Genomic DNA, 26,657 nt, shown 5'->3' on the forward strand with positions numbered 1-26,657 from the left:
CCATCATCCTCTCCGGGACGTCAGCCCCCGCGCGATTGTCGCCCGACCCTAGCCCAGCCCCATGAAAAACAGAAGTATCGGTATTGGCAGCGCTATTTGCGACGAGGCGAGCAACGCTTTGCCGGTTCAACCCTTGATGCCCTGCTGGCCGGGCCACCCCCAAACCGCCTCATGGCCCGGTCAGCGCCCCATTCCCCAACGGAAGCGGCGAACCGGCGGACAGCACGAGGAGAACCCCCATGAACATGACCGACAGCACGCTCGAACGCGGCTATGACACCATCTCGAGCGACCGCGTCGATGGCACCGCGGTCTATGGCGCGGATCGCGAGAAGATCGGCACCGTCACCAACATGCTGATCAGCAAGCGCGAAGGGCGCGTCACCGACGTCATCGTCTCGGTCGGCGGCTTTCTCGGCATCGGCAGCGAACTGCACAGCCTGCCCTGGTCGAAGCTCAGCTACGACACCGATCTTGGCGGCTATCTGGTCAACGTGACCGCCGACCAGCTCAAGGATGCGCCGCGCTTTTCCGAAAGCGATCGTGACCGCGCCTATGACCGCGACTATCAGTCGAGCGTCTACAATTACTGGCAGGTTCAGCCCTATTGGTAAGGACGAAAGGGCCGGGGCAGCAATGCTCCGGCCCATTTCTCATCCCGGTTTGCGCACGAACAGCTCTTCATAGCGCTTGCGCAACGGCTCGGGGATCGGCTTGGGCCCGTTCTTGTCGGTCAGCACCAGCGTCGACACGCAGGTCGCGACGCACACGCCCTGCTGGAAGGCGGCCGAATAGATGTCCCAGCTCGACGATCCGATCCGCCCGATGCCGCTCATCACCTCGACCGGGTCGGGGAAATGCGCTTCGGCGACATAATCGATCGAGACCGCCGCGATCAGCCAGCGCTCGCCCGGCTGACGGCGTTCGAGCCCCAGATTGCGATTGAACCGCACCCGGCCATTTTCGAACAGTGCCGCCATCGCGACATTGTTGATATGGCCGAGCGGGTCCAGATCCTGGAAGCGCGTTTCGGTGACCGTGCTGAACGGATAGCTTTCCGGATCGCGCTGCCAGGCTTCTGCTTTGGGCATTCAAATGGTCCTGTCAGCTGCTCAGAGCGAACGGCCGATCAGTTCCTTCATGATCTCGTTGGTGCCGCCGAAGATGCGCGTCACGCGCGCACCGCGCCAGGCCCGGGCGATCGGATATTCGTTCATATAGCCGGCGCCGCCGTGGAGCTGGAGGCACTTGTCCATGATTTCCCACTGCAGTTCGGTGTGCCACAGCTTGGCGGCGGCACCTTCCACGGCGGTCAGTTCCTTCTTGGCATGGCGGTTGAGCGCCCAGTCGAGATGCGCCCAGCCGACCTGCAGCTTGGTCTTCAGGTCCGCGAGCACGAAGCGGGTGTTCTGGAAATCGAACACCGTCTTGCCGAAGGCCTTGCGGTCCTTCACGAACGCGACGGTATCGTCATAGGCCTTTTGCGCCGAAGCCTGGGCCGAAACGGCGATCGACAGGCGCTCCTGCGGCAGCTCGCTCATCAGATAGATGAAGCCCTTGCCCTCTTCGCCGAGACAGTTGGTCATCGGCACGCGCACGTCGTTGAAGAACAGCTCCGAGGTATCCGCAGCGTCCTGGCCGATCTTGTCGAGATTGCGGCCGCGCGCGAAGCCTTCGCGATCGGCTTCGACGAGGATGATCGACACGCCCTTCCACGCGGGCTGCACCTCGGTATCGGTCTTGGCGCAGACCAGGATCAGGTCGGCATTCTGGCCGTTGGTGATATAGGTCTTCGATCCGTTGATGACATAATGGTTGCCATCCTTGCGGGCGGTGGTGCGGATGCCCTGAAGGTCCGATCCCGTGCCCGGCTCGGTCATCGCGATCGCGGTGATCGTCTCGCCCGAAACGAGGCGCGGCAGCCATTTCTGCTTCTGCTCTTCAGATCCGTACTGGACCAGATAGTTGACGACGATGTCCGACTGCAGCGAGAAGCCGAGCGGCGATCCGCCGAAATAGGCGGCTTCCTCGTTGACGATGGCGTTATAACCGAAGTCCAGACCCAGGCCGCCATACTCTTCCGGAACGGTCGGGCACAGCATGCCGAGCTCGCCCGCCTTGGGCCAGATTTCACGTGGAACGATCTTTTCCTCGTCCCATTTCACCGCATTGGGCGCGACCTCTTCCTGCATGAAGCGGCGCACGGTCTGGCGGAAGGCCTCGTGATCGGCGGTATAGGCGGTGCGGGCAAGGGCATCGAGCGACATGGCTTCTCTCCGGTGAATTCTCGGCCGCGCGATTCATGCCGTGCGGCGGTGCACCAAGGTCTAGCGCTGCGTTGACGTAAACGTCAATCGCTATTTAATCGCGCGGTTAAGGCGCGCTCAGGCCTGGCTGCGCCCACGCGCCATCACCGCGAGCCGCGCCTGTTCGACCGCTTCCGGCGCGACCTGCCCGTTGGCCGCGCTCGACCGCTCCGCTTCCAGCGCAAGCCCGTCGTCGAAGCTCAGGCCATAGCCATCGTCGATCAGCTTCTTGTAGGCCGTCACCATGACCGGGTCGATATTCGCCATGTCGCGCGCCAGCGCGGTAGCGGCGGGCAGAAGTGCTTCGGGCTCGACCACGCGGTTGACCAGACCCCAGCGCTCGGCCGTGGCGGCATCGAGGAAATTGCCGGTCAGCGACAGCTCCTTGGCGCGCGAGATGCCGATCATCCGCGACAGCTTCTGCGACAGCCCCCAGCCAGGCATGATGCCGACCCGGGCATGGGTATCGGCAAAGCGCGCGTTGGTCGACGCGATCAGCACGTCGCAGGCCAGCGCGAGCTCGAACCCGCCTGTGATCGCCACGCCGTTGATCGCGCCGATCACCGGCTTGGTGCATTGCTCGACCGCCTTGACCGGATTGTCGCGCGGGTCGGTCGCATTGGCCGCGCCCAGCCCTTCGGTGCTCGCGCCTAGCTCCTTGAGGTCGAGTCCAGCGGTGAACGCGCGGTGTCCTGCGCCTGTCAGCACCACCGCGCGCACGGCATCGTCATTCGCCAACGCCAGCATCGCTTCGGCCAGCTCGGCGCGCAAGGCCTTGGACAGCGCATTCATTGCCTCGGGCCGGTTCAGCGTGACGATCGCGACACCCTCGCTGATTTCAGTGGTTACGAGCGGCATGTTCCTCTCCCTTGTGAAGTCAATTATCGACCTTTTCTATCGTGGTGCCTGTGAACATGCAGTTTGAGCAGCCTTGCTCTCCGTGATATTTTTCGATCCGGCTGTTATTTCTTCCGACGGAGTGACGCATGGCTCATCGTCTGTTCGCCGCCACGGCACTGGCATGGCTTTCCACCGCCGGGCTAGCGCAAACCCCCGCTCCCCTCAACCCTGCCGCTCCGGGCCCAGGCCCGCTGCAACGCGACGAGATCGTCGTGGTCGGCGTGAAGCTCAAGGACCTGAAGGCCGAGGTCGAACGCTGCGAAGCGGGCGGCTGCAGCGTGCGCGAGGATGTTGTCGCCACCGTCCGCTATGCCGAAGCCGAATTTCGCGCAGGCAATTATCACGATGCGCGTACAGCGCTGGGCAAGGCGGTGTCGCGGACCAAGCGCCGGGCGGACAGCGATCCCTTCGCCGTGGCCGAACTGCACACCGCGCGCGCGACCGTCGCCTGGCATTTCGGCGACCAGCGCGAGGCGCTGCGCGCCACGGCCGCGACGTCGCGGCTGCTCGATCGCCATGCGCCGGATTCCGTCAACGCGCTGTTGGCGCGGATGCGGCTGATCCAGGCGCAGTTTCAGCTCGATGGCCCATCGACGAACATCGCGCAGATCAAGTGGCTGGCCGAACGGGCAAAAGCCGCCAACCAGCCTTTGGTCGCGATGCGCGCGGACATCAGCCGGGCCACCATGCTCCATCGCATCAACCGACGCGAAGAAGCCAGGGCGCTGCTCGCCAGCATCAAGGCGAACGACCATCCCAGGGGCGCGGGTTTGCGGCTGGCCGCAGAGATCACCGAAATGCGGCTTGCCCTGCGGGACGGCGACACGGGAGCTGTCGACCGGCTGATCGCAAGACTGTCCGACGAGCAGAAAAGCATCGGCCCCTTGCTGGTCTGGTCGCCCGAAATGCCGGCTCCGGACGGCGGCGATTCTGCGTCCGCCAATGGCCGGGTGATGCAAGTGCAGGGCCATTCCTCCGATCTGATGCACCTGCGCTGGGTCGATATCGGCTATCAGATCGGACCCGATGGCCGGGTGGAGGACGTGCAGATCCTGCGCGGATCGCCGCGCGCGATCTGGGCAAGGCCCCTGGTCGAGGTGATTGCGCAACGGCGCTACACGCCTGCAGCCGATACTGACGATCTCGCCGGGCGCTATCGCGTCGAGCGATACACGCTCACCGGCAATTTCATCACCCCCACAGGCTCGCTGATCCGTCGGCGCGCGGGCACGCCCCGGTTCGAACGGATCGACCTTACCGCTGCCCCGCCGCAACCGGCCTCGGCTCCGGGCGGGCCGGGCTGAGTTCCGCTTTGCCGCGTCGAGCGCGATGCCGTTGGTAGGTTAGGGAAAACAGTGTCATTTTCCCTCCATAATGAAGATTGTTGTCGATATTTTCAGTCATGCGGCTTGTGATTATTTGCCTAGGGCAGATTGCAAGTCCGTGATATTCTTCGAGTCGGGTGTTTTTCTTGCGACGGAGTATCTTATGACCAGGCGTCTGTTCGCTGCTACCGCATTGCTGCTGCTGTCCTCTGCCGGGCTAGCGCAAACCCCCGACCCCTTCAAGCCGGGCCCGCTCCAGCGCGACGAGATCGTCGTGGTCGGGGCGAAACTTGCCGATCTCAAGGCCGATGTCGAGCGCTGCATCGCGGGCGGCTGCACGGTGCGCGAGGACGTGATCGCGACCGTACGCTATGCCGAGGCCGAATTCCGCGAGGGAAATTACAACAACGCCCGCGCGGCATTGGCCAGAGCCGTGTCGCGCACCAAGGAACAGGCCGATAGCGATCCCTTTGCCGTAGCCGAATTGCACACCGCCCGCGCAACCGTCGCCTGGCATTTTGGCGACCAGCGCGAGGCTTTGCGCGCCACGGGAGCCCAGACCCGGCTGCTCGACCGACATGCTCCGCAATCGCCCAATGCGCTGATGGCGCGGATGCGGCTGATCCAGGCGCAGTACCAGTTCGACGCTCCGTCGGTGAACATCCGCGAACTGAAGAACCTATCCGGACGGGCGACCGAGGCCAACCTACCGTTGATCGCAATGCGCGCCGATCTGGGGCGCGCGGCCATGTTGTATCGGGCCAATCAGCGTGTACAGGCCATGAAACTGCTCGACGCCATCCAGGCAAGCGAGGTGCCACAGGCAGGACAGCTGAAGCTCGCTGCCGAGGTGCTGGCAATGCGTCTGGCGGCCAGCGATGGCGATATGGCCGCGGTCGAAGCTTTGATCGCGCGTCTGACCGAAGAACAGAAGCGAATGGGACCGACGCTGATCTGGTCCCCCCCCACCCCGACGCCCTATGGACCGGGCAACATGCCGCCCATAGAGAGGGGCAGCCCCTTGGCGGAGCCACAACCCGGATATTTTCCGTTCTTCTGGGTCGATGTCGGTTTTTCGATCGGGGCGGACGGCAGGGTCGAGTCTGCGGAAATCCTGCGCGGATCGGAGTTGAAAGGCTGGGCCAAGCCCTTGGTCAAGGCCATTGCCCAGCGGCGCTATTCGCCTGCCGCCGAGCCCGATGATCTCGCCGGACGCTATCGGGTGGAGCGCTACACGCTCACGGCGGATTTCGGCACGCCCAAAGGCTCGCTGATCCGACGCCGCGCGGGGATGAGACGCTTCGAACGCATCGACCTCACGGTGGCTCCGCCAAAGCCTGCCGAAGCCCCCACCGTGCCGAGCTGAGATTCCCCTTGCCGCGCCGGGGCTTGCCTCGGCGCGGGCCTTTCGACACACTGTCCCTGCCGGGGGTCGCGCCAATGGCAGGAGGGCATGCCCTTGTCCCGCGCTCAGCGCTTTCTGGAACGGTTCCGCGCCACGGGTGACGCGGACAACCCGCTCGACATGCTGCACGAGGATAGCGAAGGTTTCGGCGCAGTGCTCGCCGAGGCGCCCGAGGCGCTGGCCGAGGCCTTGCTGCACGATGCCGACAGGGCACCGGCGGGCCCCGCCTTCGTCAACCCTCGCGCCTATGCCTCGGCCGCCTGCGATGGCGATGGCACGATCGTCATCGCCGACCCGGCCTTTGCCGCCTGGGCCGCGCCGCTCAACCGGGGCCGGGCAGAGCTTGGCGCGCTGAGGGCAGGGCGGGCCAGCGTCTCCTATCTGCTCGAGGACAAGGGCAAGTTCATCGCGGTGGCTGCCGCGCCACTCGCTGCCGCCCGCCACTGGCCGCTGGCAGCCGAGGTGCGCCGGGCGCTCGAACGCGGCCAGGCGGAATACGCGCTGGTCGCGCATCTGCCGCCGACATTGCAGCCGCGCGGGCTGGCGACGGCAGCGCGGCTGTTCGGCTTTTCCGCGCGCGAGGTGAGCATGGCCGAGGCGCTGGTGCGCGGCGGCGATGTGCGCGAGGCGGCGCGGATGGAGGGCATCGGCTATGAGACCGGGCGCGACGCGATCAAGTCCGCCATGGCCAAGGCGGGCTGCCACCGCCAGGGCGAGTTCGTGGCGCTGTGCCTGCAGATCGAAAGCGGCGAGCAGCCGGGCGATCTCGCGATCGAGCCGGTGCTGCGCGATATCTTCGGGCTTTCCGAACGTCAGGCGCGCATTGCCGACACGATCGCGCGCGGGCTGACGCGCGAGGAATGCGCGCTGCGGCTGGGCCTGTCGATCAACATCGTCAAGTCGGAGCTGAAAGCGATCTTCGCGCAGTGCGAACTGCAATCCGTGGTCCAGCTGACCACGCTGGTCGGGCATATCCAGGCGGTGGCGGCACTCGCCGAGGCGACCGATATCGACCTGTCGGTGGCGACGCGCGGGGCCGAACCGCTGCGGCTGCTGCCGCGCCGCGACCGGCCGGGGCGCATCGCCTTTGCCGATCACGGGCCGCGCGAGGGCATCCCGCTGATCTGCCTGCACACCGCGACCACCGGGCGGCACCTGCCGGCAAAAGCGATTGCCGCGCTGCAGGCGGGCGGTATCCGCCCGATCACGCTCGACCGTCCAGGCTTCGGCCTTACCTCGATGATCGAAGGCGATTATCTCGACCACAACATGCGCGACATCCTCGAGATTCTCGACGCGCTGGGGATAGAGCGGACGTGCATCCTCGCACGGGGTGGCACGATGGTGCTCGCGCATTTCGCCGTGCAGCATGCCGACCGGTTCGACCGCGCGGTGGTGCTCAATCCCGAGCCGCCGCCGCGTGCCGACGGGCGGCTCACCGGGCTGCAGGGCCATGTCAAGCGGCTGGTCTATTCGCGCCCCGGGCTGGTCGCGCCCCTGGCGACGCATCTGTCGCGCCGTGCCTCGGCGCACACGGTCGAGCGGCTGGTGCTGCAGGTGGTCGGCGGATCGCAAGCGGACCGCGCCACGCTGGCCGATCGCGATATCCTCGCCGCCTATGTCCGTTCGACCCAGCAAAGCGCGATGCAGGGCGGGGCGGGCTTTCTCGCCGTCGCGCGCTGCGAACCGCATGACACGGTGCGCCCGCTCGCCGATGGCAGCCGCATCACGATCCTGTGCGGGGCCGAGGACACGATGTACGCGGCATCCGATTCCATGCCCTATTGGCAGTCGCTCTGGCCGGGGTCACGGGCGGAGATCGTGCCGGATACGGGGCGCATGCTGCTGTTCCAGCGGCCCGACCTGGTGGCGGCCGCGCTGCGCGGCGAGGGGCAGGGCTGAACCGCCATGCTGCGCAACATTTCGTAGCGTCAAGGCTTGCCCAACGCTTGCGGTCACGTCTATGCAAGACCCAGCGGGGCGTCATCAAACCATCGGGCCGGGCAAGCGGCAGAACACATTTCGATCAACCAGCGGGCGCAACCCCATGCGTTCGCCAGACAAGGGCCTGTCGATGAGCGATAAGAGCAACGTCCAGTTCACCGAGCGCGAGGCGCTGCATTTCCATTCGGCGGGGCGTCCCGGCAAGATCGAGATTATCGCCTCGAAGCCGATGGCGACGCAGCGCGACCTCAGCCTGGCCTATTCGCCCGGCGTCGCCGTGCCGGTGCGCGCGATCGCCGAGGACCCGGCGACCGCCTATGATTATACCGCCAAGGGCAATCTGGTGGCCGTCATCTCGAACGGCACCGCGATCCTGGGTCTGGGCAATCTCGGCGCGCTCGCCTCCAAGCCGGTGATGGAAGGCAAGGCGGTGCTGTTCAAGCGCTTTGCGGACGTGGATTCGATCGATATCGAGGTGAATACCGAGGATGTCGACCGCTTCATCGAATGCGTCGAACTGCTCGAACCCAGCTTCGGCGGGATCAACCTCGAGGATATCGGCGCGCCGGCCTGTTTCATCATCGAACAGGCGCTGAAGGAGCGGATGAACATCCCGGTCATGCACGATGACCAGCATGGCACCGCGATCATCTCCGCCGCTGGCTTGCTCAACGCCTGCTATCTGACCGGGCGCGAGCTCAAGGACGTCAAGATGGTGGTCAACGGCGCAGGCGCCGCAGCGATCGCGTGCACCGAGCTGATCAAGGCGATGGGCGTGCCGCACGGCAACGTGCTGATGTGCGACCGTTCAGGCGTGATCTATCAGGGCCGCGACGATCTCGACCAGTGGAAGTCGGCACATGCCGCCAAGACCGACCGGCGCACGCTCGAAGAGGCGCTCGACGGCGCGGATATCTTCCTGGGGCTTTCGGCCGCCGGTGCCTTGAAGCCAGAAATGGTGATGAAGATGGCGCCGCAGCCGATCATCTTCGCCATGGCCAATCCCGATCCCGAAATCACCCCGCCCGATGCCAAGGCGGCGCGGCCCGATGCGATCATCGCCACCGGCCGGTCGGATTATCCGAACCAGGTCAACAATGTGCTGGGCTTCCCGTTCATCTTCCGCGGCGCGCTCGACGTGCGCGCGACCGCGATCAACGAGGAGATGAAGATCGCGGCCGCCAAGGCGATTGCCGAACTCGCGCGCGAACAGGTGCCCGAAGAGGTGGCGGCGGCCTATGGCGGCGCGACGCAGAAATTCGGCGTCGACTATATCATCCCCGCCCCGTTCGATCCGCGCCTGATGGAGCGGGTTTCGGCAGCGGTGGCGCAGGCGGCGATGGACACCGGCGTCGCGCAGAAGCGCATCGAGGACATGGCGGCCTATCGCCATTCGCTCAAGTCGCGGCTCAATCCCACCACCGCGGTGCTGACCCAGGTGTACAGCGATGCGCGCGCCAATCCCAAGCGCGTCGTCTTTGCCGAGGCCGAGGAAGAGGTGGTGCTGCGCGCTGCCATCCAGTTCCGCGATGGCGGCTATGGCACGCCGGTGCTGGTCGGCCGCGAGCAGCGCGTGCGCGACAAGCTGAAGGAACTGGCGGTCGACGATCCGATGGCGTTCGAGGTGCACAACAGCACCAACTCGCCGCTGGTGCCGCACATGGTCGACGTGCTCTACGAACGGCTGCAGCGGCGCGGTTACCTGAAGCGCGACGTCAAGCGCATGGTCAACCAGGATCGCAACATCTTCGGTTCGGCGCTGCTCCATCTGGGCGAGGCCGATGCGATGCTGACCGGCATCACCCGCACCTTCGGCCAGTCGATGCGCGAGATCCGCCGCGTGCTCGATCCCAAGCCGGGCCAGACGCCGTTCGGCATCCACGTGATGGTCGGCAAGAGCCACACCGTGTTCCTCGCCGATACCACGGTCAACGAACGCCCCGATGCCGAGGAACTGGCGTGCATCGCGGAGAATACCGCGCATGTCGCCCGGCGGCTGGGGCATGAGCCGCGCGTCGCGTTTCTGTCCTATTCGAATTTCGGCAATCCCTCGGGACGCTGGCTCGACAATATCCGCGATGCGGTGAGCATTCTCGACCAGCGCGGGGTCGCGTTCGAATATGAGGGCGAAATGTCGCCCGATGTCGCGCTCAACCCCAAGCTGATGGCCAACTATCCGTTCTGCCGCCTGTCGGCACCGGCCAATGTGCTGATCATGCCCGGGCTGCAATCAGCCAATCTCTCGGCCAAGCTGCTGCGCGAACTGGGCGGTGACGCGATGATCGGTCCGATGCTGATCGGCATGGAAAAGCCCGTGCAGATCGCGTCTATGTCCTCGACCGCGGGCGATCTGCTGACGCTGGCGCTGCTCGCCTCGGCGGGCGTGGTCGGCTGACCTTTTCCGATCAGGCTACCGGTGCGGCGGCGAGCGTTCGCCGCACCAAAGCCACCAGATCATCGGGCGCGAACGGCTTGGTGATCAGCACATTGTGCGGGCAGCTGTCGATTGCGCCGCCGGCATAGCCGGTCATCAGCACGATCGGGATTTCAGGCCAGGACTGGTACACTTCCGCGGCGAGTGCCTTGCCGTCGAGCCGCGGCATGGTGATGTCGCTCAGCAGCAGATCGGGGCGCTCCTCGGCCGCGCGCATCATGTCGAGCGCGGCCTGCCCGTCTTCGGCCTCGACAACGCGGAAACCGGCTTCCTGCAGCACGTCGCTGACATGCGCGCGCAATGCCGCATTGTCTTCGGCGAGAAGGATGGTGCAGCCCGCGCGGCACATCGCCTCGCCATCGCCTGCGCCATCGCGGCCGGGCAGGTCGTCGAACGCGTCCGCGGTCACCGGCAGCCACAGGCTCAGCGTCGTGCCTTCGCCCGGCGCGGTCTTCAGCGTCACGAAGCCGCCCGATTGTGCGACAAAACCCTGCACCTGGCTGAGGCCGAGCCCGGTGCCCTTGCCGATCTCCTTGGTGGTGAAGAACGGCTCGAAGATATGCGCGGCGATGTCGGCGGGAATGCCCGATCCGGTATCGTTGACGCAGAAGCGGACATAGCGGCCCGGTGGCGCATCGTGCCCGTCGGCCATGTCCTCCTCGCCCCGCAGCGCATTGGCGGCGTGGATGGTGATCGTGCCCGGTTGGTCCATGGCGTCGCGCGCGTTGACCACGAGATTGAGCAGCGCGTTTTCCAGCTGGCTGGCATCGACGGTGATCGGCCACAGGCTGTCGGGGCAATCGACCGCGAGCTCGTGGCGTTCGTCGAGCGCCTGGGCTGCGAGCGGTTCGAGATCGCGGATGAGTTCGGTCGGCTTGATCAGCGTCGGAGTGAGCGACTGGCGCCGGGCATAGGCGAGCAGGCGCTGGGTCAGGTTGGCGGCGCGGCTGGCTCCGTCGCGGGCGTTCGCTATCGCCATTTCGGCGCGCTCGACCTGGCCCGAGGCGATCCGCTTCTGCGCGATATCGAGATTGCCCGAGATGATGGTCAGCAGATTGTTGAAATCATGCGCGATGCCGCCGGTCAGCTGGCCGATCGATTCCATCCGCTGCACCTGCGCCAGCTGCGCTTCGGCGGCGCGGGCGCGGGTGATGTCGCGCGCGATGCCGAAGATCAGCTCGCCCTCGCGCGCCAGGCTCCAGCTGGCATAGATCTGCTGGCCGTCGCGCCCGCGCATCTCGCGCTCGAGCTGGACGTCGGTCTGGCCGCTCGCAAGCTGCACCACCTCGGCCTCGTCGGGACTGGCGAAATAGTCGCGGATATGCCCCTTGCCGTCGCCGGGCACCGGGCCGAACGCCTTTTCCCAGGCCGGATTGCCCGCCACCAGCAGCCCGTCGGTGGTGGTGATGAGCATCATGTCGAGCGACGAGTCCCACAACCGGTCGCGCTGATCGGCGGCAAGGTCGGCAGCGAGCTGCTGATGGATCAGCTGCTTGCGCAGCTCGAGCAGCGCCGCGACCTGACGGGCAAGCGCGGCGAGCTGCTCGGTACGCTCGAACGCTTCACGCGGCCGGCTGTCGGACAGGCAGATCGTGCCCAGCGCAAAGCCATCACCGTTGATGATCGGGGCGCCGGCATAGAAGCGGATATGCGGATGGCCGGTGACCAGCGGGTTGTCGGCGAAGCGCGGATCGGCCCGCGCATCGAGCACCACCATCACCTCGCTCTGGCGGATGGCATGGTCGCAAAAGGCGATCGAGCGCGGCGTTTCGGTCACGTCGAGCCCCTGCGCCGCCTTGAACCATTGCCGATCCTGCTCGACGATCGAGATGAACGCGGTTTCGGTGCCGCCCAGCGCCCGGGCCAGCCCGACCAGATCGGCATAAAGGCCGTTATCGGGATCGTCGGGGGTCAATTGATAGGCGCGCAGCGCGGCCAGCCGCGCGGCATCATCGTCATTGCGGAAATTCGCCTGGCTGAGGTTGAGCAGCATCGACCCGTCCATAGACGCGCGAGCCATGCCGCGCATCAGGTTTTGCGCAATATAGGCCCGGATGCGCCAAGCGCCAGACGAAGCCGAGCATTTCTTCCAACCTGCCGTCCAGTTGCGGGGTTAACGCGGCGGCAGTCGGGTGCTAGAGGCGCTGCGACCCCATCAACAGAAAGTCTGCGACCCATGAAGACCCGTGCCGCCGTTGCCTTTGAAGCGAAGAAGCCGCTGGAAATCGTCGAGCTCGACCTGGAAGGTCCTAAGGCGGGCGAGGTTCTGGTCGAGATCATGGCGACGGGCATCTGCCATACCGACGCCTATACGCTCGACGGGTTCGACAGCGAGGGGATCTTCCCCAGCGTGCTCGGCCATGAAGGTGCCGGGATCGTGCGCGAGGTCGGCGCGGGCGTGACTTCGGTCAAGCCGGGCGACCATGTCATCCCCTTGTACACCCCCGAATGCCGCCAGTGCAAAAGCTGCCTCAGCGGCAAGACCAACCTGTGCACCGCGATCCGCGCGACCCAGGGCAAGGGCCTGATGCCCGACGGCACCACCCGGTTCAGCTACAAGGGCCAGCCGATCTATCATTACATGGGCTGCTCGACCTTCTCGAACTTCACCGTTCTGCCCGAGATTGCCGTCGCCAAGATCCGCGAGGACGCGCCCTTCCAGACCAGCTGCTATATTGGCTGCGGCGTCACCACCGGCGTCGGCGCGGTCCTCAACACCGCCAAGGTCCAGGTCGGCGACAATGTCGTGGTGTTCGGTCTGGGCGGCATCGGCCTCAACGTCATCCAGGGCGCGCGGCTGGCGGGCGCAGACAAGATCATCGGCGTCGACATCAATCCCGATCGCGAGGAATGGGGCCGCAAGTTCGGCATGACCGCGTTCCTGAACAGCAAGGGCATGAGCCGCGAGGATGTCGTCGCCAAGATCGTCGAGATGACCGATGGCGGCGCGGACTATACCTTCGATGCGACGGGCAATACCGAGGTGATGCGCACCGCGCTCGAGGCCTGCCATCGCGGCTGGGGCACCTCGATCATCATCGGCGTGGCCGAGGCCGGCAAGGAGATCGCGACACGCCCCTTCCAGCTGGTGACCGGGCGCAACTGGCGCGGCACTGCGTTCGGCGGGGCCAAGGGCCGCACCGACGTGCCCAAGATCGTCGACATGTACATGGCTGGCAAGATCGAGATCGACCCGATGATCACGCATGTCATGGGGCTGGAAGAGATCAACACCGCGTTCGACCTGATGCACGCAGGTCAATCGATCCGTTCCGTGGTGGTGTTCTGATGCCGGTCGCGGTGGAAACGCTCTCGTCGGCGAAGAGCTTCGGCGGCGAGCAGGCGGTGCTGCGCCATGCCTCGGAGGTGACCGGCACCGACATGACCTTTTCGGTGTTCGTGCCCGATCATGCCGAGGGCGCGAAGCTGCCGGTGGTCTGGTATCTGTCTGGGCTCACCTGCACGCACGCCAATGTCACCGAGAAGGGCGATTTCCGCCGCGCCTGCGCCGAACTCGGCCTGATCTTCGTCGCGCCCGATACCAGCCCCAGGGGCGAGGGCGTCGTCGATGACCCGGACGGCGCCTATGATTTCGGCCTTGGCGCGGGCTTCTATGTCGATGCGACGCAAGACCCGTTCGCACAGCACTACAGAATGTGGCGCTATGTCACGCAGGAGCTTCCCGAGATCATCGGCGATTGTTTCCCGGCCGATATGACGCGCCAGTCGATCATGGGGCACAGCATGGGTGGCCATGGCGCGCTGACCATCGGCCTCACGCTGGCGGATCGCTTCAAGGCGGTCTCGGCGTTCGCGCCGATCGTCGCGCCCTCGCAGGTGCCCTGGGGCATCAAGGCGCTGACCGGCTATCTGGGCGAGGACCGCGCGGCCTGGCGTGCCCATGATGCCGTCGCGCTGATCGAGGATGGCGCGCGCGTGCCCGCGCTGCTGGTTGATCAGGGCGATGCCGACAGTTTCCTCGCCGAACAGCTAAGGCCCGAGTTGCTGGAAAAGGCCTGTGCCGATGCCGGCATCGACCTGACGCTGCGCCTGCAGCCGGGCTATGACCACAGCTATTATTTCATCTCCACCTTCATGGAGGATCACCTGCGCTGGCACGCCGCGCGGCTGAAGGGCTGAGCGAGGCGCCGGTCAGGGCTGGATGGTGACGCTCGCTGTGCCGCTCGCCCAGACCGGCAAGTACAGCCCGGCCCCGGCGGCCTGAAGCTGGCCGGTCTTCGCGCGCTTGACCTTGGCGTGGATGATCAGGTCGCCGGTACGCTTGGTCTCGATCGCCGCATCGATCTTGCCGAGCAGTTCGGCATAATCGCGCTCGAAATTCTGCGCGAGCATCTCTGCCACCATCGGCGCGACGCCGGGCGCGTTGATCATGTCGAGGATCAGGTCGCCGCCGGTCATGTCGGTGGTGCCGGTAACCTCGAAATCCTCGAACCCGACGCGGCGCGAATCTTCGGCATTGACCGGCTTGCCCGTCATCCAGACGGTGCCCGTCGTTGGCGTCTTGCTGCCGCGTTCATGCGCACTGAAGGTGAGGCCCACGGCGATCTTGCCGCCCTTGGTGCCGTAGATCGTTGCCGCCTTGAAGGTCGCGTCGACCGGGTTCAGCCCCGGCACCACGAACGGCCGGCGCGAGCGCTTCTGCAACGCCTCGAGCAACACCGGCTGCAACTCGCGATAGTCACCGAACACGGGGAGGAAGAAGGCCAACTCGCCGGTGTCAGCCTCGAGCTTCTGCATCGGCGGCAGCGCGGTGGCCTTGCGCGGCCGAGGCTTCTTGCCGACATAGGTTTCGGTGAGCGCGCGCATGCCGAGCTTCAGCCTGAGCCTGCCCTGCACGATCTCGTACCCGCCATATTGCAGCTCGCGCGGGGTGATGCGCATCCACACCTCGGGGTTGCGCTCGTTGAGCACCACCGAAGTGAAGGCCGAGGCCCAGGCCTTCTCGATCTGGCGGCGCAGCTCGAGCCTGCCGAGCTCGCCGGGCAGCTCGCGTTCGAGCCGGGCGATGATCGGCGCGAGTTCGCGCTCGGCTTCCTGGGTGAAGCGGATCTTCTGGCCGAGAAATTCGATATGCGGCTCGGAGGTCCACGAATAGCTGAGGTCGAGCGTCCCGCGCGGGGTCCAGTCGCGCGCGATGTCCATCCGGATATCGGCATGCACCATCGCGCGCGCGGTCGCGGTCTCGCGCTTGAGGATGCCGGCAATATCCTCTGCGCGCACCACCGCGGTGATGGGGATCGACAGCCGGATGCGCTGGCCCGACCCTGCGAGCGAAATCGCACCGCGCGTCACCTGCCCGACGATGCGGCACTTGATCTTGGGCGTCTTGACCTTGGCGATGCCCAAATCGACCTTCTCGCTGGCGATGCAGACCTGGTCCTTCTGGTCGATGCTCCACAGGCGGCGCGGCACCTGGCGCTCCATCGCGCGCGCAAGATTGCCGAGATCGGCCTCGACCGGAACCGAAACGAGCGAGGCCTGGGGCGGCACCGTGATCGCATCATCGGTGCGTGGCGGACGCCCTTCATTGCGCCATCCGCCGCAGCCGGCCAGCAGCACCAGCCCGGCAAATGCGAGCGCGCGGGCGGCGATGCGCATCAGCTGCTCGCCACGACCATGCCGTCGATGCGCAAGGTCGGCACGTTGACGCCGTAGCGGAACTCGAGATCGTCTGCGGGAATCAATGCGGCGAACATGTCCTTGAGGTTGCCCGCGATGGTGATCTCGCTGATCGGCTCTGCAAGCTGCCCGTCGCGGATGATGAAACCCGTCGCGCCGCGGCTGTAATCGCCGGTGACGCCATTGACGCCCATGCCGATCAGCTGGGTGACATAAAGGCCGAGCTTGATGTCCGCCATCAGCGCCTCGGGGCTTTGCGTCCCGGCTTCCATGTGCACGTTGCTGGAGCCCGTCGAAGGCGCGCCGCTGACCCCGCGCGCCGCATGGCCGGTGGGCGCTTCGCCCAGCTGGCGGGCCGATGCGCTGTCCATCATCCAGCCGCTCAGCACGCCCTGGTCGATGATCCGCCAGGGCGCGGTGGGCAGGCCCTCGCCATCGAAGGCGCGCGAACGCTGGCCGCGCCGCCGGTGCGGATCGTCGATGATCGACACGCTCGAATCGAATACCGGCTGGCCGCGCCGATCGAGCAGGAAGCTGGTCTTGCGCGCGATCGCGCTGCCAGAGATCGCGCCGAGCAATGGCCCGAGCAGCGATCCGCCCGCGCGGCGATCATAGACGACCGGCATCGGTCCGCTCTCGATCTTTCCCGTGCCCAGCCGTTCCACCGCGCGTTCGCCGGCGCGGCGGCCTATATCTTCGGCCGATTCGAGATCGGCGAGGAAGCGCGTGCTGTGCGAGGCGGAGTCGCGCTCCATCTGCCCGTCGCGCGCGGCGAGCACACTCGCGGCAACGCCATAGCGGCTGCCACCATAGCTGCCGCAAAAGCCGTGGCTGGTGGCGAGTGCCATCACCGAGCGCACCGCGCTGGCCGAGCCGCCCTCGCTGTTGGTCACGCCGGGCACCGCGCGCGCGGCATCCTCGCAGGCGAGCGCGAGTTCGCGCAAGAGCGCCGGGTCGGGATCGCCGCCATCGTCGAGTTCGAGATCGGGCAAGGGCCCACGCATCAGCCGCTCTTCGGGGGCAAGGCCCGCATAGGCATCTTCGGGCGCGAGCCGCGCCATCGCCACCGCGCGCTCGGCCAGCGTCGCAAGCCCCTGGGGGCTGACGTCCGCACCCGAGACGCTTGCCGACTGTTTCCCGTGAAACACACGCAGGCCGATCGAGGCGCTTTCGGACCGCTGAACGTCCTCGAGCGCGCCGAGCCGCATCTGCACATCGGTGGAAGCATCGCAGGCGAACACCGCATCGGCGGCTGTCGCACCAGCGGCCATGGCGCGGGAAACAAGGTCTTGCGCCAGGTCTCTGGCTTGATCGGGGGTCTGCATCAGCGCGATGTAGGGCGCGGGCAGGCCAGGGTCAATCGAGCCCGCCGCGTCAGATCAGCGACTGCAGGCCCTTGAAAAGAGCAACGAAACCGAAGGGAAAGCCGATGGCGAACAGCCAGATGCCCAGGCGATCGCCGCGATAGGCAGAAAGCAGGGCGTCCTCGGAAGCGCCGCTGCGCGCCAGCCGCTGCCAGCGCTTTTCCATGCGGCGGCACAGCGGGATGACGATCCCGACCAGCGCCACCAGGCCCATATACGGCAGGATCGACGCGCCTTCGCCCCGGATCGCCTGCATCACCACGAAAATCTGCAGGCCGGTATACATCAGCAGCGCATAGGCGACCTGGTTGCTGATCCGCTTTTCCCACACGCTTTCGGGTGCGACCGGCTTGACGATATCGGCATTGAAGCGTGCGGCCTCGAACCGCTTATCGAGTGCATTGGGCATATGCGTTCCCCTGCCTTGCCAATGCAGGCCCATCCCCCATTTGCAGGGCCCTGCATTCAAGGGGAGTGTGTCATCGATGTGACAGCTTGGCAAGGGGCGTTAACCGCATGCTTCAGGCGGTGATTCCCTCGGCTTTCCGCAGTTCCTTGCGGTCGAGCTTGCCGATCAGGGTCTTGGGCAGCGAGTCGCGGATATCGACCGCGATCACGCGTTCGTGCTTGCCCAGTTGCGGGTTGAGCCATGCCATCAGTGCAGCGCCGTCGGCTTCGGCGTCCTCCTGCAGCGCCACGAACGCCTTGGGGCTCTCGCCGCGATAGGGATCGGGCACGCCGATCACCAAAGCCTCCTTCACCGCGGGGTGGCGATAGAGGATTTCCTCGATCTGGCTGGGGAAGACCTTGAAGCCGCCCACCGCGATCATGTCCTTGATGCGGTCGACGATGCGGATATAGCCGTCTTCGTCGATCTGGCCGACGTCGCCGGTGCGCAGGAACCCGCCGATGAACACCTCGGCATCGGCATCGGGGCGGTTCCAGTAGCCGCGCATCACCTGGGGGCCGGCAAAGATGATCTCGCCCGGCTCGCCCGGGGCCACGTCCTTGCTCGGGTCTTCCTTGTCGACCAGACGCACCAGCGTGCCGGGCAGGGGCTGGCCGATCGTGCCGGGCTTGTTCAGCCCCTCATAGGGATTGGTCGAGACGACGCCGCTGCTCTCGGTCAGGCCATAGCCTTCGACGACATTGGCTCCCGTGACCTCCTCGAACCGCGCCTTGACCTCGGCCGCCAAGGGTGCGCCGCCGGAAATGCAGGCGCGCAAGCTTGCGAACCGAGTGTTGGCGATCTCTGGGTTGTCGAGCAAAGCCTGGTACATGGTCGGCACGCCGGGGAGCGCGGTCACCTGGGTGCGCGTGATCGCCTTCAGCGCCGCCGCCGCCTCGAAGCGCGGCAGCATCACGATCTCGCCGCCATTGAGCACGGTGCGGTTGAGCACGCAGGTGTTGGCGAAGACATGGAAGAAGGGCAGCACGCCCAGAATGCGGTCGTGCTCGCTGTCGTTGCGCGGATCGATCGCGTTGACCTGGCGCGCATTGGCCGACAGGTTCTGGTGGCTCAGCATCGCGCCCTTGGGCGTGCCGGTGGTGCCGCCGGTATATTGGAACAGCGCGATGTCGCGCTCCGCATCGATCGGCACCTGGGTGTAGGCGCCGTCATTGGCGATCAGCTTCGAAAAGCGCGTGATCCGCGGATCGTTCGGGAGCGCGCTGGTTTCCTTGCCCTTGAGCAGCCGGAACAGCAGCGACTTGACCGGCGAGAGCCCTCCGGCGACCGATCCCACCACCAGTCGCTCCAGGCCCGACTTGTCGAGCACCTTGAGCGCGGTCGGCAGCAGGGCGGTGGCCGACAGCGTGAACAGGATCGTCGCGCCGCTGTCCTCGACCTGATGCGCCAGCTCGTCGACGGTGTAGAGCGGCGAGAAATTGACCACGGTCGCCCCGGCCGCCATCGCGCCATAATAGGCAGCGACATAATGCGGCACGTTGGGCAGGAACAGCCCGACCCGGTCCCCCTTGCCGATGCCCAGCGCCTGCAGGCCCTTGGCGACGCGCGCAACGCCCCGGGCGACCTCGTCATAGCCGTATTTGCGGCCCATGAAATCGAGCAGCGGCGCCGATCCCTTGCGCTCAGCCGATGCGAAGAACATCTGCGGAAGCGATAGCGGCGCAAAGGTCTGATCCCAGGCGCAGGGATGGTTGTAATGCGTCTTCCAGATCGGCTCTGCACCATCGGCAGCAGCGGAAAGGGCGGGCGAAACGGGGGCAGGAGCGTCTGTCATTGACATCACTGTAAATAAGAGCTGTGCGCCAGACAAGCCGCTTGCCATTCAACCGGTCGATAGCGCCCGATAGATTGCTTCAATGGCCCAGCTACCGCTTGCATCGCGGCCCGGCTTTGCTAGGCGCGTTGGCCATGACCGCGTACAAACCCGGAGACCCCGTATCGGTGCGGCGGCTTTATGGCCGTCAGCAGAACCACAAGCTGCGCCTGGGCCAGGCCGAGCTGGTCGAGAAGCTGCTGCCGCAAATCAGCGTGCCCGAAAAGGGCGAGATCACCTCGCGCCGCCTGTTCGGCGACGATCGTCCGCTGCATTTCGAGATCGGTTTCGGCGCGGGCGAGCATATGGCCTATCGTGCCGACATGCTTCCCGATCACGGTTTCATCGGCGCCGAGCCGTTCCTCAACGGCGTGGTCGGTGCGTTGCAACATGCGCGCGAGCTCAACCTGCACAATGTCCGGCTGCACATGGGCAATGCCATCGACGTGCTTGAGCGCGTGCCCGATGGCGCGCTGAGCTTCGTCTATCTGCTCCATCCCGATCCCTGGCCCAAGGCGCGCCACGCCAAGCGCCGCATGATGAACAAGGGGCCGGTCGACCTGATCGCCGCCAAGCTGAAGCCCGGCGGCGAGTTCCGCTTCGGCACCGATCACCCGATCTATGTGGCGCATGCGATGATGGTGATGAACGATCACCCCGCTTTCGACTGGCTGTGCGAGCGGCCGAAGGATTTCCTCACCCGCCCCGGCGGATGGCCCGAGACGCGCTACGAGGCCAAGGCCCGCGCTCAGGGGCACGAGGTGTGGTACTTTAGGTATCGTCGAATTTGAGCGTAGCCTAGAGTACGAAAAGTCCATTTTTCTAAGAGTTTAGGTCGTCTAGGGTTTTCGCTCATTGGCGGTGATTTCCGCTTCGGTGATTGCTCGGTGATTGCTGGGTGATTGCTGAGCGAGAGCCAGGAGACCCCGGATGGCCAGTGGAAAAATTACAAAGCGGTCAATTGACGCCGCGATCGCTGCGCACTTTGTGGGCTTCGTTTGGGATGATGGGATCAAGGGATTTGGTGCCAAATTCTCCAGAAGCGGAGCCGTCGTGTATGTTCTCCAGTTCAGGATGGGCGGTAGGGAGGCGAGCACGCGCCGATATACAATCGGCAATCACGGTTCGCCGTGGACGCCGACGACGGCACGAGAAGAAGCCCAGCGGCTCTTGATCCTGATCGCACAGGGCACCGATCCAGCAGAAGCCGACCGACAACGTCGGCGCGAAGCGGTAGATCTCGCTTTTGCCAATTATGCTGCGAAGTTTGAGCAATCGCTGGTGAAGCAAAAATGGCGAAGTCTCGTCAGCCGGTCGCTCAAGCTTCATGTCACGCCTGTACTCGGAAAAAAACCTCTCCCGAAGATCAAGCGCCATGACATCGTTGTCGTCTTTGATCGCATGCCGCCTGGACAAATCGCGAATCGACGCAATGTCTTCGCCGTTTTGCGCAGATTGTTCCGTTGGGCGGTGAGCAGGGGAGATCTAGACCGCAGCCCTATGGATGGCATGGAGACACCGCCAGCTGTGAAGCCACGGGACCGCTGGTTATCCGATAGTGAGCTCGGCAGGATTTGGCGGCAATCCTATTATGTCCATCGATGCTTTGGCCCCATAGTCAGACTGCTCATCGCAACAGGCCAGCGTCGCGAAGAAGTCGCCTCAATGTCATGGGAGGAGCTTGATCAAGATGAGCACGTCTGGACTATTCCAAGCAATCGATCGAAGAATGGAGAGCCCAACATAGTACCATTGAACGTGCTAGCGGCTGAGGTACTCGATGATCTGGCAAATGGAGGGACATGGCCCCATCATGGGAAGATTTTTGCGACATCATCAGGCAAGGGCTTTACAGGTTACCATAAGTGCAAATCCAAACTTGATAGCCTTATTGCGACTGATGGTGGTGAGCCTATGCCTGCCTGGCGTCTGCACGATTTGCGCCGCACGCTTGCTACAGGCTTCCAAAGACTAGGGGTGCGCTTCGAAGTCACCGAGGCAATACTGAATCATGTGGGCGGTGCTCGAGCTGGTGTAGCGGGCATTTACCAGCGGCATGATTGGAAGCCAGAAAAACGCGAAGCGATGAGTTTGTGGAATGAGCATGTTGCGCGCGCGATAAAGCAAGGAACATAAATACCCAGGTAGGTCGGGACACCAAAGCACACCGGTTTCTCCTGACACGACGCTGTCAGTAGGCTCCGATTACATGTGAGCCTTCAAAACAGGAGGATACCGTGACACACACATATACTGAAGGTCTCGTAATGCTCGCAGAGCTCCCGATCAAGCCGGGGGAACGCGAAGCCTTTCTGAATTACACGGTTGAGAACCTGGAGATCAGCAGATCAGCCAAAGGCAATCTCGCCTTCGACATCTTGGTCGACGTATCAAGCCCTGAGACGGTGCTGTTCTATGAAGTCTGGGAGTCGGCCGCTGCACAGCAAGCCTATATGGCTTGGCGCATCGAACGGGGTGATCTGACCACGCTGATGTCGTTTCTGGCAGGTGAACCCAAGTTCACCGCTCTGCGGCGGATCGCAGGCTAACACGGCCGCTGTCAGGCGACGGTCTTCGGTAAAGCCGTCAGCCTGACACTCGCTCTTCCCCGCGCCAATGTTGTTCCGGCCACGTCCGCGAGTTCTGCTTCGACAAAGCCAATCGTCTTGCCGATCTGTACGACGCGGCCGGTCCCGATGAGCGTGCCGGGCTTTGCAGGCGCGAGAAACTGGACATGCAAATCGATGGTCGACGGAAAGACTTGCGCATTACTTGAGATGAGAATGGCAGGCCCCATGCAATCATCCAGCATGGCTGAGAGAAATCCTCCCTGCACATTCCCGGCGGCATTGCAGAAAGCCGGTTGCGCAGTGAACACGATCTTGACCACCCCGTCGCCTGGGCAAACTTCGATTATGTCGAGCCCGAGCAAAGTCGCGCAAGGCGGGATCGGAAAACGATCTAGGACGGTTGGAATGGACATGGCGCACTCCTGCGGGACTGAGACTGCGGAATGTAGACTGGTGCTACTGACAGCATTGTGTCAGTAATGAGCGATGCGCCGCGCCGAACGCCTTTTCCGATTGGTTCGCGAACTAAGGTCTCGAAACATCAGCCGGGCAGAGGACTTGGCTGCAACCTTCGAGATCAGCGTGCGCACGATCTACCGCGATATCGCGCATTTGCAGGCATCAGGACTACCGATCGAAGGCGAGGCCGGAGTCGGCTATATCCTGCGTCCGGGTTTCGACCTGCCTGCCCTTACGTTCACTTTCGAGCAGATTGATGCTCTGGCTGTAGGACTGTCCTTCGTCGAAGCTGCCGGCGACGCGTCCTTGTCGCTGGCGGCCAAGGAGGTTCGCGCGAAGTTGCAGGCGGCCCTGCCCAGGCCCGATCAGCGCAAGCTGGATCAGGCCCCGTTCTTTTCGAGCAGACGCCATGGGCCTGCCGATCCGAAGCTGAGAACGATCAGAGAGGCGATCCGCGACTCCCGCATTCTGCGGCTGAGTTATGGCGATGCCGCCAACGCCTTGACGGATCGCCGTGTTCGTCCGCTAGCCATCTGGACGTTCACCGATGGATGGCTATTTGCCGCCTGGTGCGAACTCCGCGATGACTTCCGCGCCTTTCGGCTCGACAGGATCTCCATGATGGAGGCGACGGGCGATCATTTCGTCAACGAGCCCGACAAAAGCCTTGGAGCTTATCTTTCATCGAAGTTGCTGGCACCTCGGACTCATGGTTAGATCAGGAAATCTGCTCCCGCCTATCCCAGCTTGATTTCATTGCCGCCATCAACCTGCCTACCATTCGTAGTCATCGGCGGAGTCGGTAGTCGATTCCGAAGGCTGCTTGGCAGCTTTCGGCGGAAGCAGACGCTCATTGCGCTGACCAAGAATGGCGGAGTCTGAGTCCGCAACTGCCGCTGCTCAGCGCGGGCAGTAGATGGCGGTTCTGCCGAACTTCTGAAAAATTCCTGCTTTCAGAGTAAGTGGTGTTTTCAGGTCACATCGACCCAGGGCATGAGGTCACCGACACGGTTTGCGGGATGACCGTCGGCAAGCTTAATGTGCGTTTCGGTCAGCCAGGTGTGTGGGTTGATGACGGCGATCTTGCAGTTCACGATCAGCGTGGCGATGACCGCCCAGTTGTCTTCGCCCTCGTCAGAGCCCGCGACAAGGTGTTCTCGTGGTAGAGGGGCAAGGGTCTGATCGACCGTTCGACGGTTTTGGTATCGAGCTCAACGCGGCCATCATCAAGGAACACGGTGAGCCCCAACCAGCGGGTGAGCGTGTAGCGTATCGCGTCGGCCAGCTTGCTCTTGGCACTTACCTGGCGGAGCCGAGCTCCAGACAGTAGTGCAGATCATCGACAATGACGCTAGCGTGCTCGCTTCGGACTACGCGACGAAGGTCGGCACTGGTGCCACGACCCTCGCTACATCCATTGTCGCGCCCATATTTCGAGCGAGATCAACGCACCGATTGTGGGATGATCGTCCTTCCAGAGCAGATGCTCTGTTGTCAGCCAGGTATCAAGCAACCCCGGTGCTACAACGCCCGCGCTTGCAAGAGCTCCATCCATCAGCAAAGGGCGAAGATCCGGCAAATGCGCGTTGATGACGCGGTTGTAAAATCCAGACGCCTCGCCTTTGCCTCTCCTGCCCTGAATCTGCTGCGATAGCAATTTGCCGAACAGGTCCCGTTCCAAGCCACGCTCGCGTCGATCGGGCACAAGCGTCCAAGTCGGTATGCCCAAGCACGCTTCAACAACGGGTTGGGAGAGCAGCGGGTGAACAAGTCGGCGATTGACCGCTGTGCGAGTTTCCCTGTGAAACAGCTGGCAATGAGTGAGCATGGCGATCTGCAATCTCTTCCCCGCGGGCAAATGCTCACTTTCAGCATTCCAAGGATGCAGGAGTTGCTTGCCGTCCCACACGTGCCTTCCAACAGGACCTCCAATGGCAGCCGGTATATCTCTCTGCCCGAATGATACAGCCGAACTCAATGCGCTCCGAAGAACAGTCCACAAAGATGTGTTGGTGGCTAGCGCTATGCTGGATGCGATCCTGAAGAACCCTTGGCTGATTCCCTGGGACTGGAAATAATCAGCTGCAATGGCGCCCACATGCGGCTGGAAGAAAATGGCATCTCCCCCCTGTCCGCTGAATATGCGCGTCGCCCCAAATGTGTCGGCTAAATCTGACGATAGGCGGTCTGCCAGCACGTCCAATCCGTATACGGCCGGCTCCACGGTGGGGGGTGCACCTAGCAACTCGAGGTAATTGAGTTGCCCGGGGGTTACGCGGGCCTCCACAAGGCCAAAGTTCCACTTTCTAGCGACGCTTCGAGCATAAGCCCGTTCGTCACCGCCCGGAGACTCGGGAATGATCGTGAGCCCCTGGATGAATGGCGACTTGGGATCGTTTGCCAGCAGACCAGCGACGATCGACGAGTCGATGCCTCCTGAGAGTTCAATCGTCACCCGGGAGTGACCCTCCAGCCAATGCGAGACACATTCTGCGGCAAGTTCGGGAAGCTGTTCTGCCTCCTCTGCTCTGCAAGGAGCGCAGAAGCGATCGGGCGACCAAATTGTCGTTGGTGCGATGTGGCTATCTGAGCAGGTCAGCAACACACCAGGCTGCACAATTTCAATCTCGTTCAGTGCGCAGAACGATGCCGACATTTCTGTTTGGCGGATTAACTGGGCGACCCGCTCCCAGTTGATGCTGGGGCGGCGGCCGATGGCTGTGACGAGCTCGCTTGATATTGAGTCCGTCACGATGGTGATGGCGCCATGGCGCCAAGTGTAAAGCCTCTGGCTGCCAGAGGGCTCGCGGTACCAGGCGCAGATTCCAGTTTGTCGGCCTATGCTGAAAAAAGCGTATCTGCCCCATAAGCTTTCGCTGACAGCTGTTGTCGCCGTGTCGGGTCGGTCACCCTCCAACGATTTCACGGTCCCATGCACCGTTCTGTGCTTCCTTGGAAACACTTCACCAAGCAGTGCGACGCTTCGATCTTGGGACATGACGAGAGGCAAAGTTTCGTTAGCAAGCAAGGTGGCGTGCGGGCTGTGCATCACGGAACGCAAGCCCGCACACTTGCTTTGCAAGCGCCGGATTACCGCTCTTTTTTCCTCAAGCGCTTGACGCCCAGCGTTCAGTGCGACGATCGCAAAGAACGAAGGCTGGTCAGAAGCGGGCAATGACCGTGTACCAGCAGACATGATCGATACTATCGTTGAGCACGTAGGAGTTCCATTCCACCCAGCAATGGGCTTCAAAAGGATGCGTTCTAACGCCGAATACCAGCTCAGAACGGATGCGCAGCAGGCGCAAAAAGTGCATAAGGAGCAGGGATTGGACGAGGCACCTGCCGGTTCGAGGTATGAAAATCCGCAAACTCTCGAACCATTGGACAATAGTTGTCATGCGCTGGGGCGAAAATTCGGATCGGTTGCCACCGCTGAAAGCTTGGCTAGTCAGGACTTTGGTCGAGCGATAGTAGGAAGCGAGGGTCAAGAGCACCGCCAGTGCAAATATCAGCAGCATCCATGCTTTGTAGAGGCTGTTGGAACGTATTGGCTCGGGCAACGGCAAAACGTGAATCGAGCTGGCCTGTTCCCACGGTTCATCTGCCAACTGAACCAACCGGCTTTCGAACAGCTCCCGCAAGATCGGATCGGCCGGGTCATGATCCTTGCCCTCCAATGCGGCAAAGACGGTTCCCGCATGGCAGCTGGATAGTGCCAGGTAATCATCCTGCTGCAGGTCGAGCAGGACGAGGTCCCCCGCAACGTTGGCAATCCGGACATGGTCAGATGGTTGGATCGGCATGATCAAGAAGCGGGGTGGCGAGGCCGCCACCCCGTTCAAGGTCAATTGTAGGAGAGGATCGGCAGGAATTCTTCCTGCTGGCCAGCCGTGACAATGGCCTTGGTATCGCGCCGGATGCTTCCGAGACGGATCAGCTTGGGTTGAGTGACGTTCATCATTTCAGCCTCCTTTGTTGGAATGCCGCGTTTGCGACAATGTCATTGAAGGCTGCATGCGTGATCT

At 63.7% G+C, this 26,657-nt stretch carries 24 protein-coding genes; 11 read left to right on the forward strand and 13 right to left on the reverse strand.

Translation table 11 applies throughout. The features are described from left to right. The first annotated feature begins 239 nt into the window (after positions 1-239). Complete coding sequence (locus OPU69_RS12915) at positions 240-614, forward strand: PRC-barrel domain-containing protein (RefSeq protein WP_066282082.1); 375 nt, start codon at positions 240-242, stop codon at positions 612-614. Positions 615-653: 39 nt separating this feature from the next. Here OPU69_RS12915 and OPU69_RS12920 read toward each other — a convergent pair whose 3' ends face one another. The 3 genes from OPU69_RS12920 to OPU69_RS12930 form a co-directional block, all read right to left on the reverse strand. Next, positions 654-1,091: an acyl-CoA thioesterase gene (locus OPU69_RS12920; RefSeq protein ID WP_066282080.1), complete on the reverse strand. Its 438-nt coding sequence runs from the start codon at positions 1,089-1,091 to the stop codon at positions 654-656. 21 nt (positions 1,092-1,112) lie between these two features. Further along, the gene (locus tag OPU69_RS12925; RefSeq protein ID WP_060978987.1) at positions 1,113-2,267 is read right to left on the reverse strand and encodes an acyl-CoA dehydrogenase family protein; all 1,155 of its coding nucleotides are present in this window, start codon (positions 2,265-2,267) and stop codon (positions 1,113-1,115) included. Positions 2,268-2,384: 117 nt separating this feature from the next. After that, a complete protein-coding gene (locus OPU69_RS12930) occupies positions 2,385-3,164 on the reverse strand; it encodes an enoyl-CoA hydratase (protein WP_498511534.1) in 780 nt (259 codons plus the stop codon). Between the two features lie 128 nt (positions 3,165-3,292). Here OPU69_RS12930 and OPU69_RS12935 point away from each other — a divergent pair, with 128 nt between their 5' ends. The 4 genes from OPU69_RS12935 (at position 3,293) to OPU69_RS12950 (ending at position 10,275) form a co-directional block, all read left to right on the forward strand. Further along, positions 3,293-4,510 carry a hypothetical protein gene (locus tag OPU69_RS12935; protein ID WP_060978985.1) on the forward strand — a complete coding sequence of 406 codons (1,218 nt, stop codon included), beginning with the start codon at positions 3,293-3,295 and terminating at the stop codon, positions 4,508-4,510. Between the two features lie 184 nt (positions 4,511-4,694). Beyond that, positions 4,695-5,897: an energy transducer TonB gene (locus OPU69_RS12940; RefSeq protein WP_498511536.1), complete on the forward strand. Its 1,203-nt coding sequence runs from the start codon at positions 4,695-4,697 to the stop codon at positions 5,895-5,897. 87 nt (positions 5,898-5,984) lie between these two features. Beyond that, positions 5,985-7,838 carry an alpha/beta fold hydrolase gene (locus OPU69_RS12945; RefSeq protein ID WP_498511538.1) on the forward strand — a complete coding sequence of 618 codons (1,854 nt, stop codon included), beginning with the start codon at positions 5,985-5,987 and terminating at the stop codon, positions 7,836-7,838. A 172-nt stretch (positions 7,839-8,010) separates the two neighbouring features. Further along, entirely contained in the window at positions 8,011-10,275 is a 2,265-nt protein-coding gene (locus OPU69_RS12950) for an NADP-dependent malic enzyme (RefSeq protein WP_498511540.1), read from the forward strand. A 10-nt stretch (positions 10,276-10,285) separates the two neighbouring features. Here OPU69_RS12950 and OPU69_RS12955 read toward each other — a convergent pair whose 3' ends face one another. Next, positions 10,286-12,334 carry a GAF domain-containing hybrid sensor histidine kinase/response regulator gene (locus OPU69_RS12955; RefSeq protein WP_498511542.1) on the reverse strand — a complete coding sequence of 683 codons (2,049 nt, stop codon included), beginning with the start codon at positions 12,332-12,334 and terminating at the stop codon, positions 10,286-10,288. Positions 12,335-12,490: 156 nt separating this feature from the next. Between OPU69_RS12955 and OPU69_RS12960 the strand changes: the two genes are divergently transcribed. Together OPU69_RS12960 and fghA are read left to right on the forward strand one after the other, a co-directional pair. Then, on the forward strand, positions 12,491-13,603 hold the full coding sequence (locus OPU69_RS12960; protein ID WP_498511544.1) for an S-(hydroxymethyl)glutathione dehydrogenase/class III alcohol dehydrogenase: 1,113 nt from the start codon (positions 12,491-12,493) through the stop codon (positions 13,601-13,603). Next, positions 13,603-14,454, forward strand: coding sequence for an S-formylglutathione hydrolase (gene fghA / locus OPU69_RS12965; protein WP_498511546.1), 852 nt, complete (start codon positions 13,603-13,605; stop codon positions 14,452-14,454). The genes OPU69_RS12960 and fghA overlap by 1 nt, the downstream gene beginning before the upstream one ends. A gap of 12 nt (positions 14,455-14,466) precedes the next feature. Here the strand turns inward: fghA and OPU69_RS12970 are convergent, their stop codons facing one another. From OPU69_RS12970 to OPU69_RS12985, 4 genes are all read right to left on the reverse strand, one after another. Continuing rightward, positions 14,467-15,933 carry a DUF4403 family protein gene (locus OPU69_RS12970; protein ID WP_498511548.1) on the reverse strand — a complete coding sequence of 489 codons (1,467 nt, stop codon included), beginning with the start codon at positions 15,931-15,933 and terminating at the stop codon, positions 14,467-14,469. Continuing rightward, complete coding sequence (locus OPU69_RS12975; protein WP_060978979.1) at positions 15,933-17,279, reverse strand: TldD/PmbA family protein; 1,347 nt, start codon at positions 17,277-17,279, stop codon at positions 15,933-15,935. Before OPU69_RS12975 ends, OPU69_RS12970 begins: the two co-directional genes overlap by 1 nt. A 49-nt stretch (positions 17,280-17,328) precedes the next feature. Then, positions 17,329-17,727 (reverse strand): hypothetical protein, encoded by a 399-nt coding sequence (locus tag OPU69_RS12980; RefSeq protein ID WP_060978978.1) that lies wholly within the window; start codon positions 17,725-17,727, stop codon positions 17,329-17,331. 112 nt (positions 17,728-17,839) lie between these two features. After that, positions 17,840-19,561 (reverse strand): long-chain-fatty-acid--CoA ligase, encoded by a 1,722-nt coding sequence (locus tag OPU69_RS12985; protein ID WP_498511551.1) that lies wholly within the window; start codon positions 19,559-19,561, stop codon positions 17,840-17,842. Positions 19,562-19,695: 134 nt separating this feature from the next. On the opposite strand from OPU69_RS12985, the gene trmB reads away from it, so the two are divergent. The 3 genes from trmB to OPU69_RS13000 all read left to right on the forward strand — a co-directional run bounded on the left by trmB (position 19,696) and on the right by OPU69_RS13000 (position 22,149). Next, complete coding sequence (gene trmB, locus OPU69_RS12990; protein WP_498511553.1) at positions 19,696-20,391, forward strand: tRNA (guanine(46)-N(7))-methyltransferase TrmB; 696 nt, start codon at positions 19,696-19,698, stop codon at positions 20,389-20,391. Between the two features lie 139 nt (positions 20,392-20,530). Next, positions 20,531-21,736 carry a tyrosine-type recombinase/integrase gene (locus tag OPU69_RS12995; protein ID WP_498511555.1) on the forward strand — a complete coding sequence of 402 codons (1,206 nt, stop codon included), beginning with the start codon at positions 20,531-20,533 and terminating at the stop codon, positions 21,734-21,736. Positions 21,737-21,867: 131 nt separating this feature from the next. Continuing rightward, positions 21,868-22,149, forward strand: a complete 282-nt coding sequence (locus OPU69_RS13000; protein ID WP_498511557.1) for a putative quinol monooxygenase — start codon at positions 21,868-21,870, stop codon at positions 22,147-22,149. Between the two features lie 11 nt (positions 22,150-22,160). Here the strand turns inward: OPU69_RS13000 and OPU69_RS13005 are convergent, their stop codons facing one another. Further along, positions 22,161-22,583: a PaaI family thioesterase gene (locus OPU69_RS13005; RefSeq protein ID WP_498511559.1), complete on the reverse strand. Its 423-nt coding sequence runs from the start codon at positions 22,581-22,583 to the stop codon at positions 22,161-22,163. A gap of 73 nt (positions 22,584-22,656) precedes the next feature. On the opposite strand from OPU69_RS13005, the gene OPU69_RS13010 reads away from it, so the two are divergent. Next, on the forward strand, positions 22,657-23,346 hold the full coding sequence (locus OPU69_RS13010; RefSeq protein ID WP_498511561.1) for a helix-turn-helix transcriptional regulator: 690 nt from the start codon (positions 22,657-22,659) through the stop codon (positions 23,344-23,346). A gap of 254 nt (positions 23,347-23,600) precedes the next feature. Here the strand turns inward: OPU69_RS13010 and OPU69_RS13015 are convergent, their stop codons facing one another. The 4 genes from OPU69_RS13015 to OPU69_RS13030 form a co-directional block, all read right to left on the reverse strand. Beyond that, on the reverse strand, positions 23,601-23,723 hold the full coding sequence (locus OPU69_RS13015; RefSeq protein ID WP_498511563.1) for a transposase domain-containing protein: 123 nt from the start codon (positions 23,721-23,723) through the stop codon (positions 23,601-23,603). 2 nt (positions 23,724-23,725) lie between these two features. Continuing rightward, positions 23,726-23,956 (reverse strand): IS66 family transposase, encoded by a 231-nt coding sequence (locus tag OPU69_RS13020; RefSeq protein ID WP_498511652.1) that lies wholly within the window; start codon positions 23,954-23,956, stop codon positions 23,726-23,728. Between the two features lie 81 nt (positions 23,957-24,037). After that, on the reverse strand, positions 24,038-25,825 hold the full coding sequence (locus OPU69_RS13025) for an asparagine synthase-related protein (RefSeq protein ID WP_498511565.1): 1,788 nt from the start codon (positions 25,823-25,825) through the stop codon (positions 24,038-24,040). Then, the gene (locus OPU69_RS13030) at positions 25,791-26,435 is read right to left on the reverse strand and encodes a lasso peptide biosynthesis B2 protein (protein ID WP_498511654.1); all 645 of its coding nucleotides are present in this window, start codon (positions 26,433-26,435) and stop codon (positions 25,791-25,793) included. Before OPU69_RS13030 ends, OPU69_RS13025 begins: the two co-directional genes overlap by 35 nt. Between the last annotated feature and the right edge of the window lie 222 nt (positions 26,436-26,657).

This window comes from Blastomonas sp. 34TW (assembly GCF_059803595.1).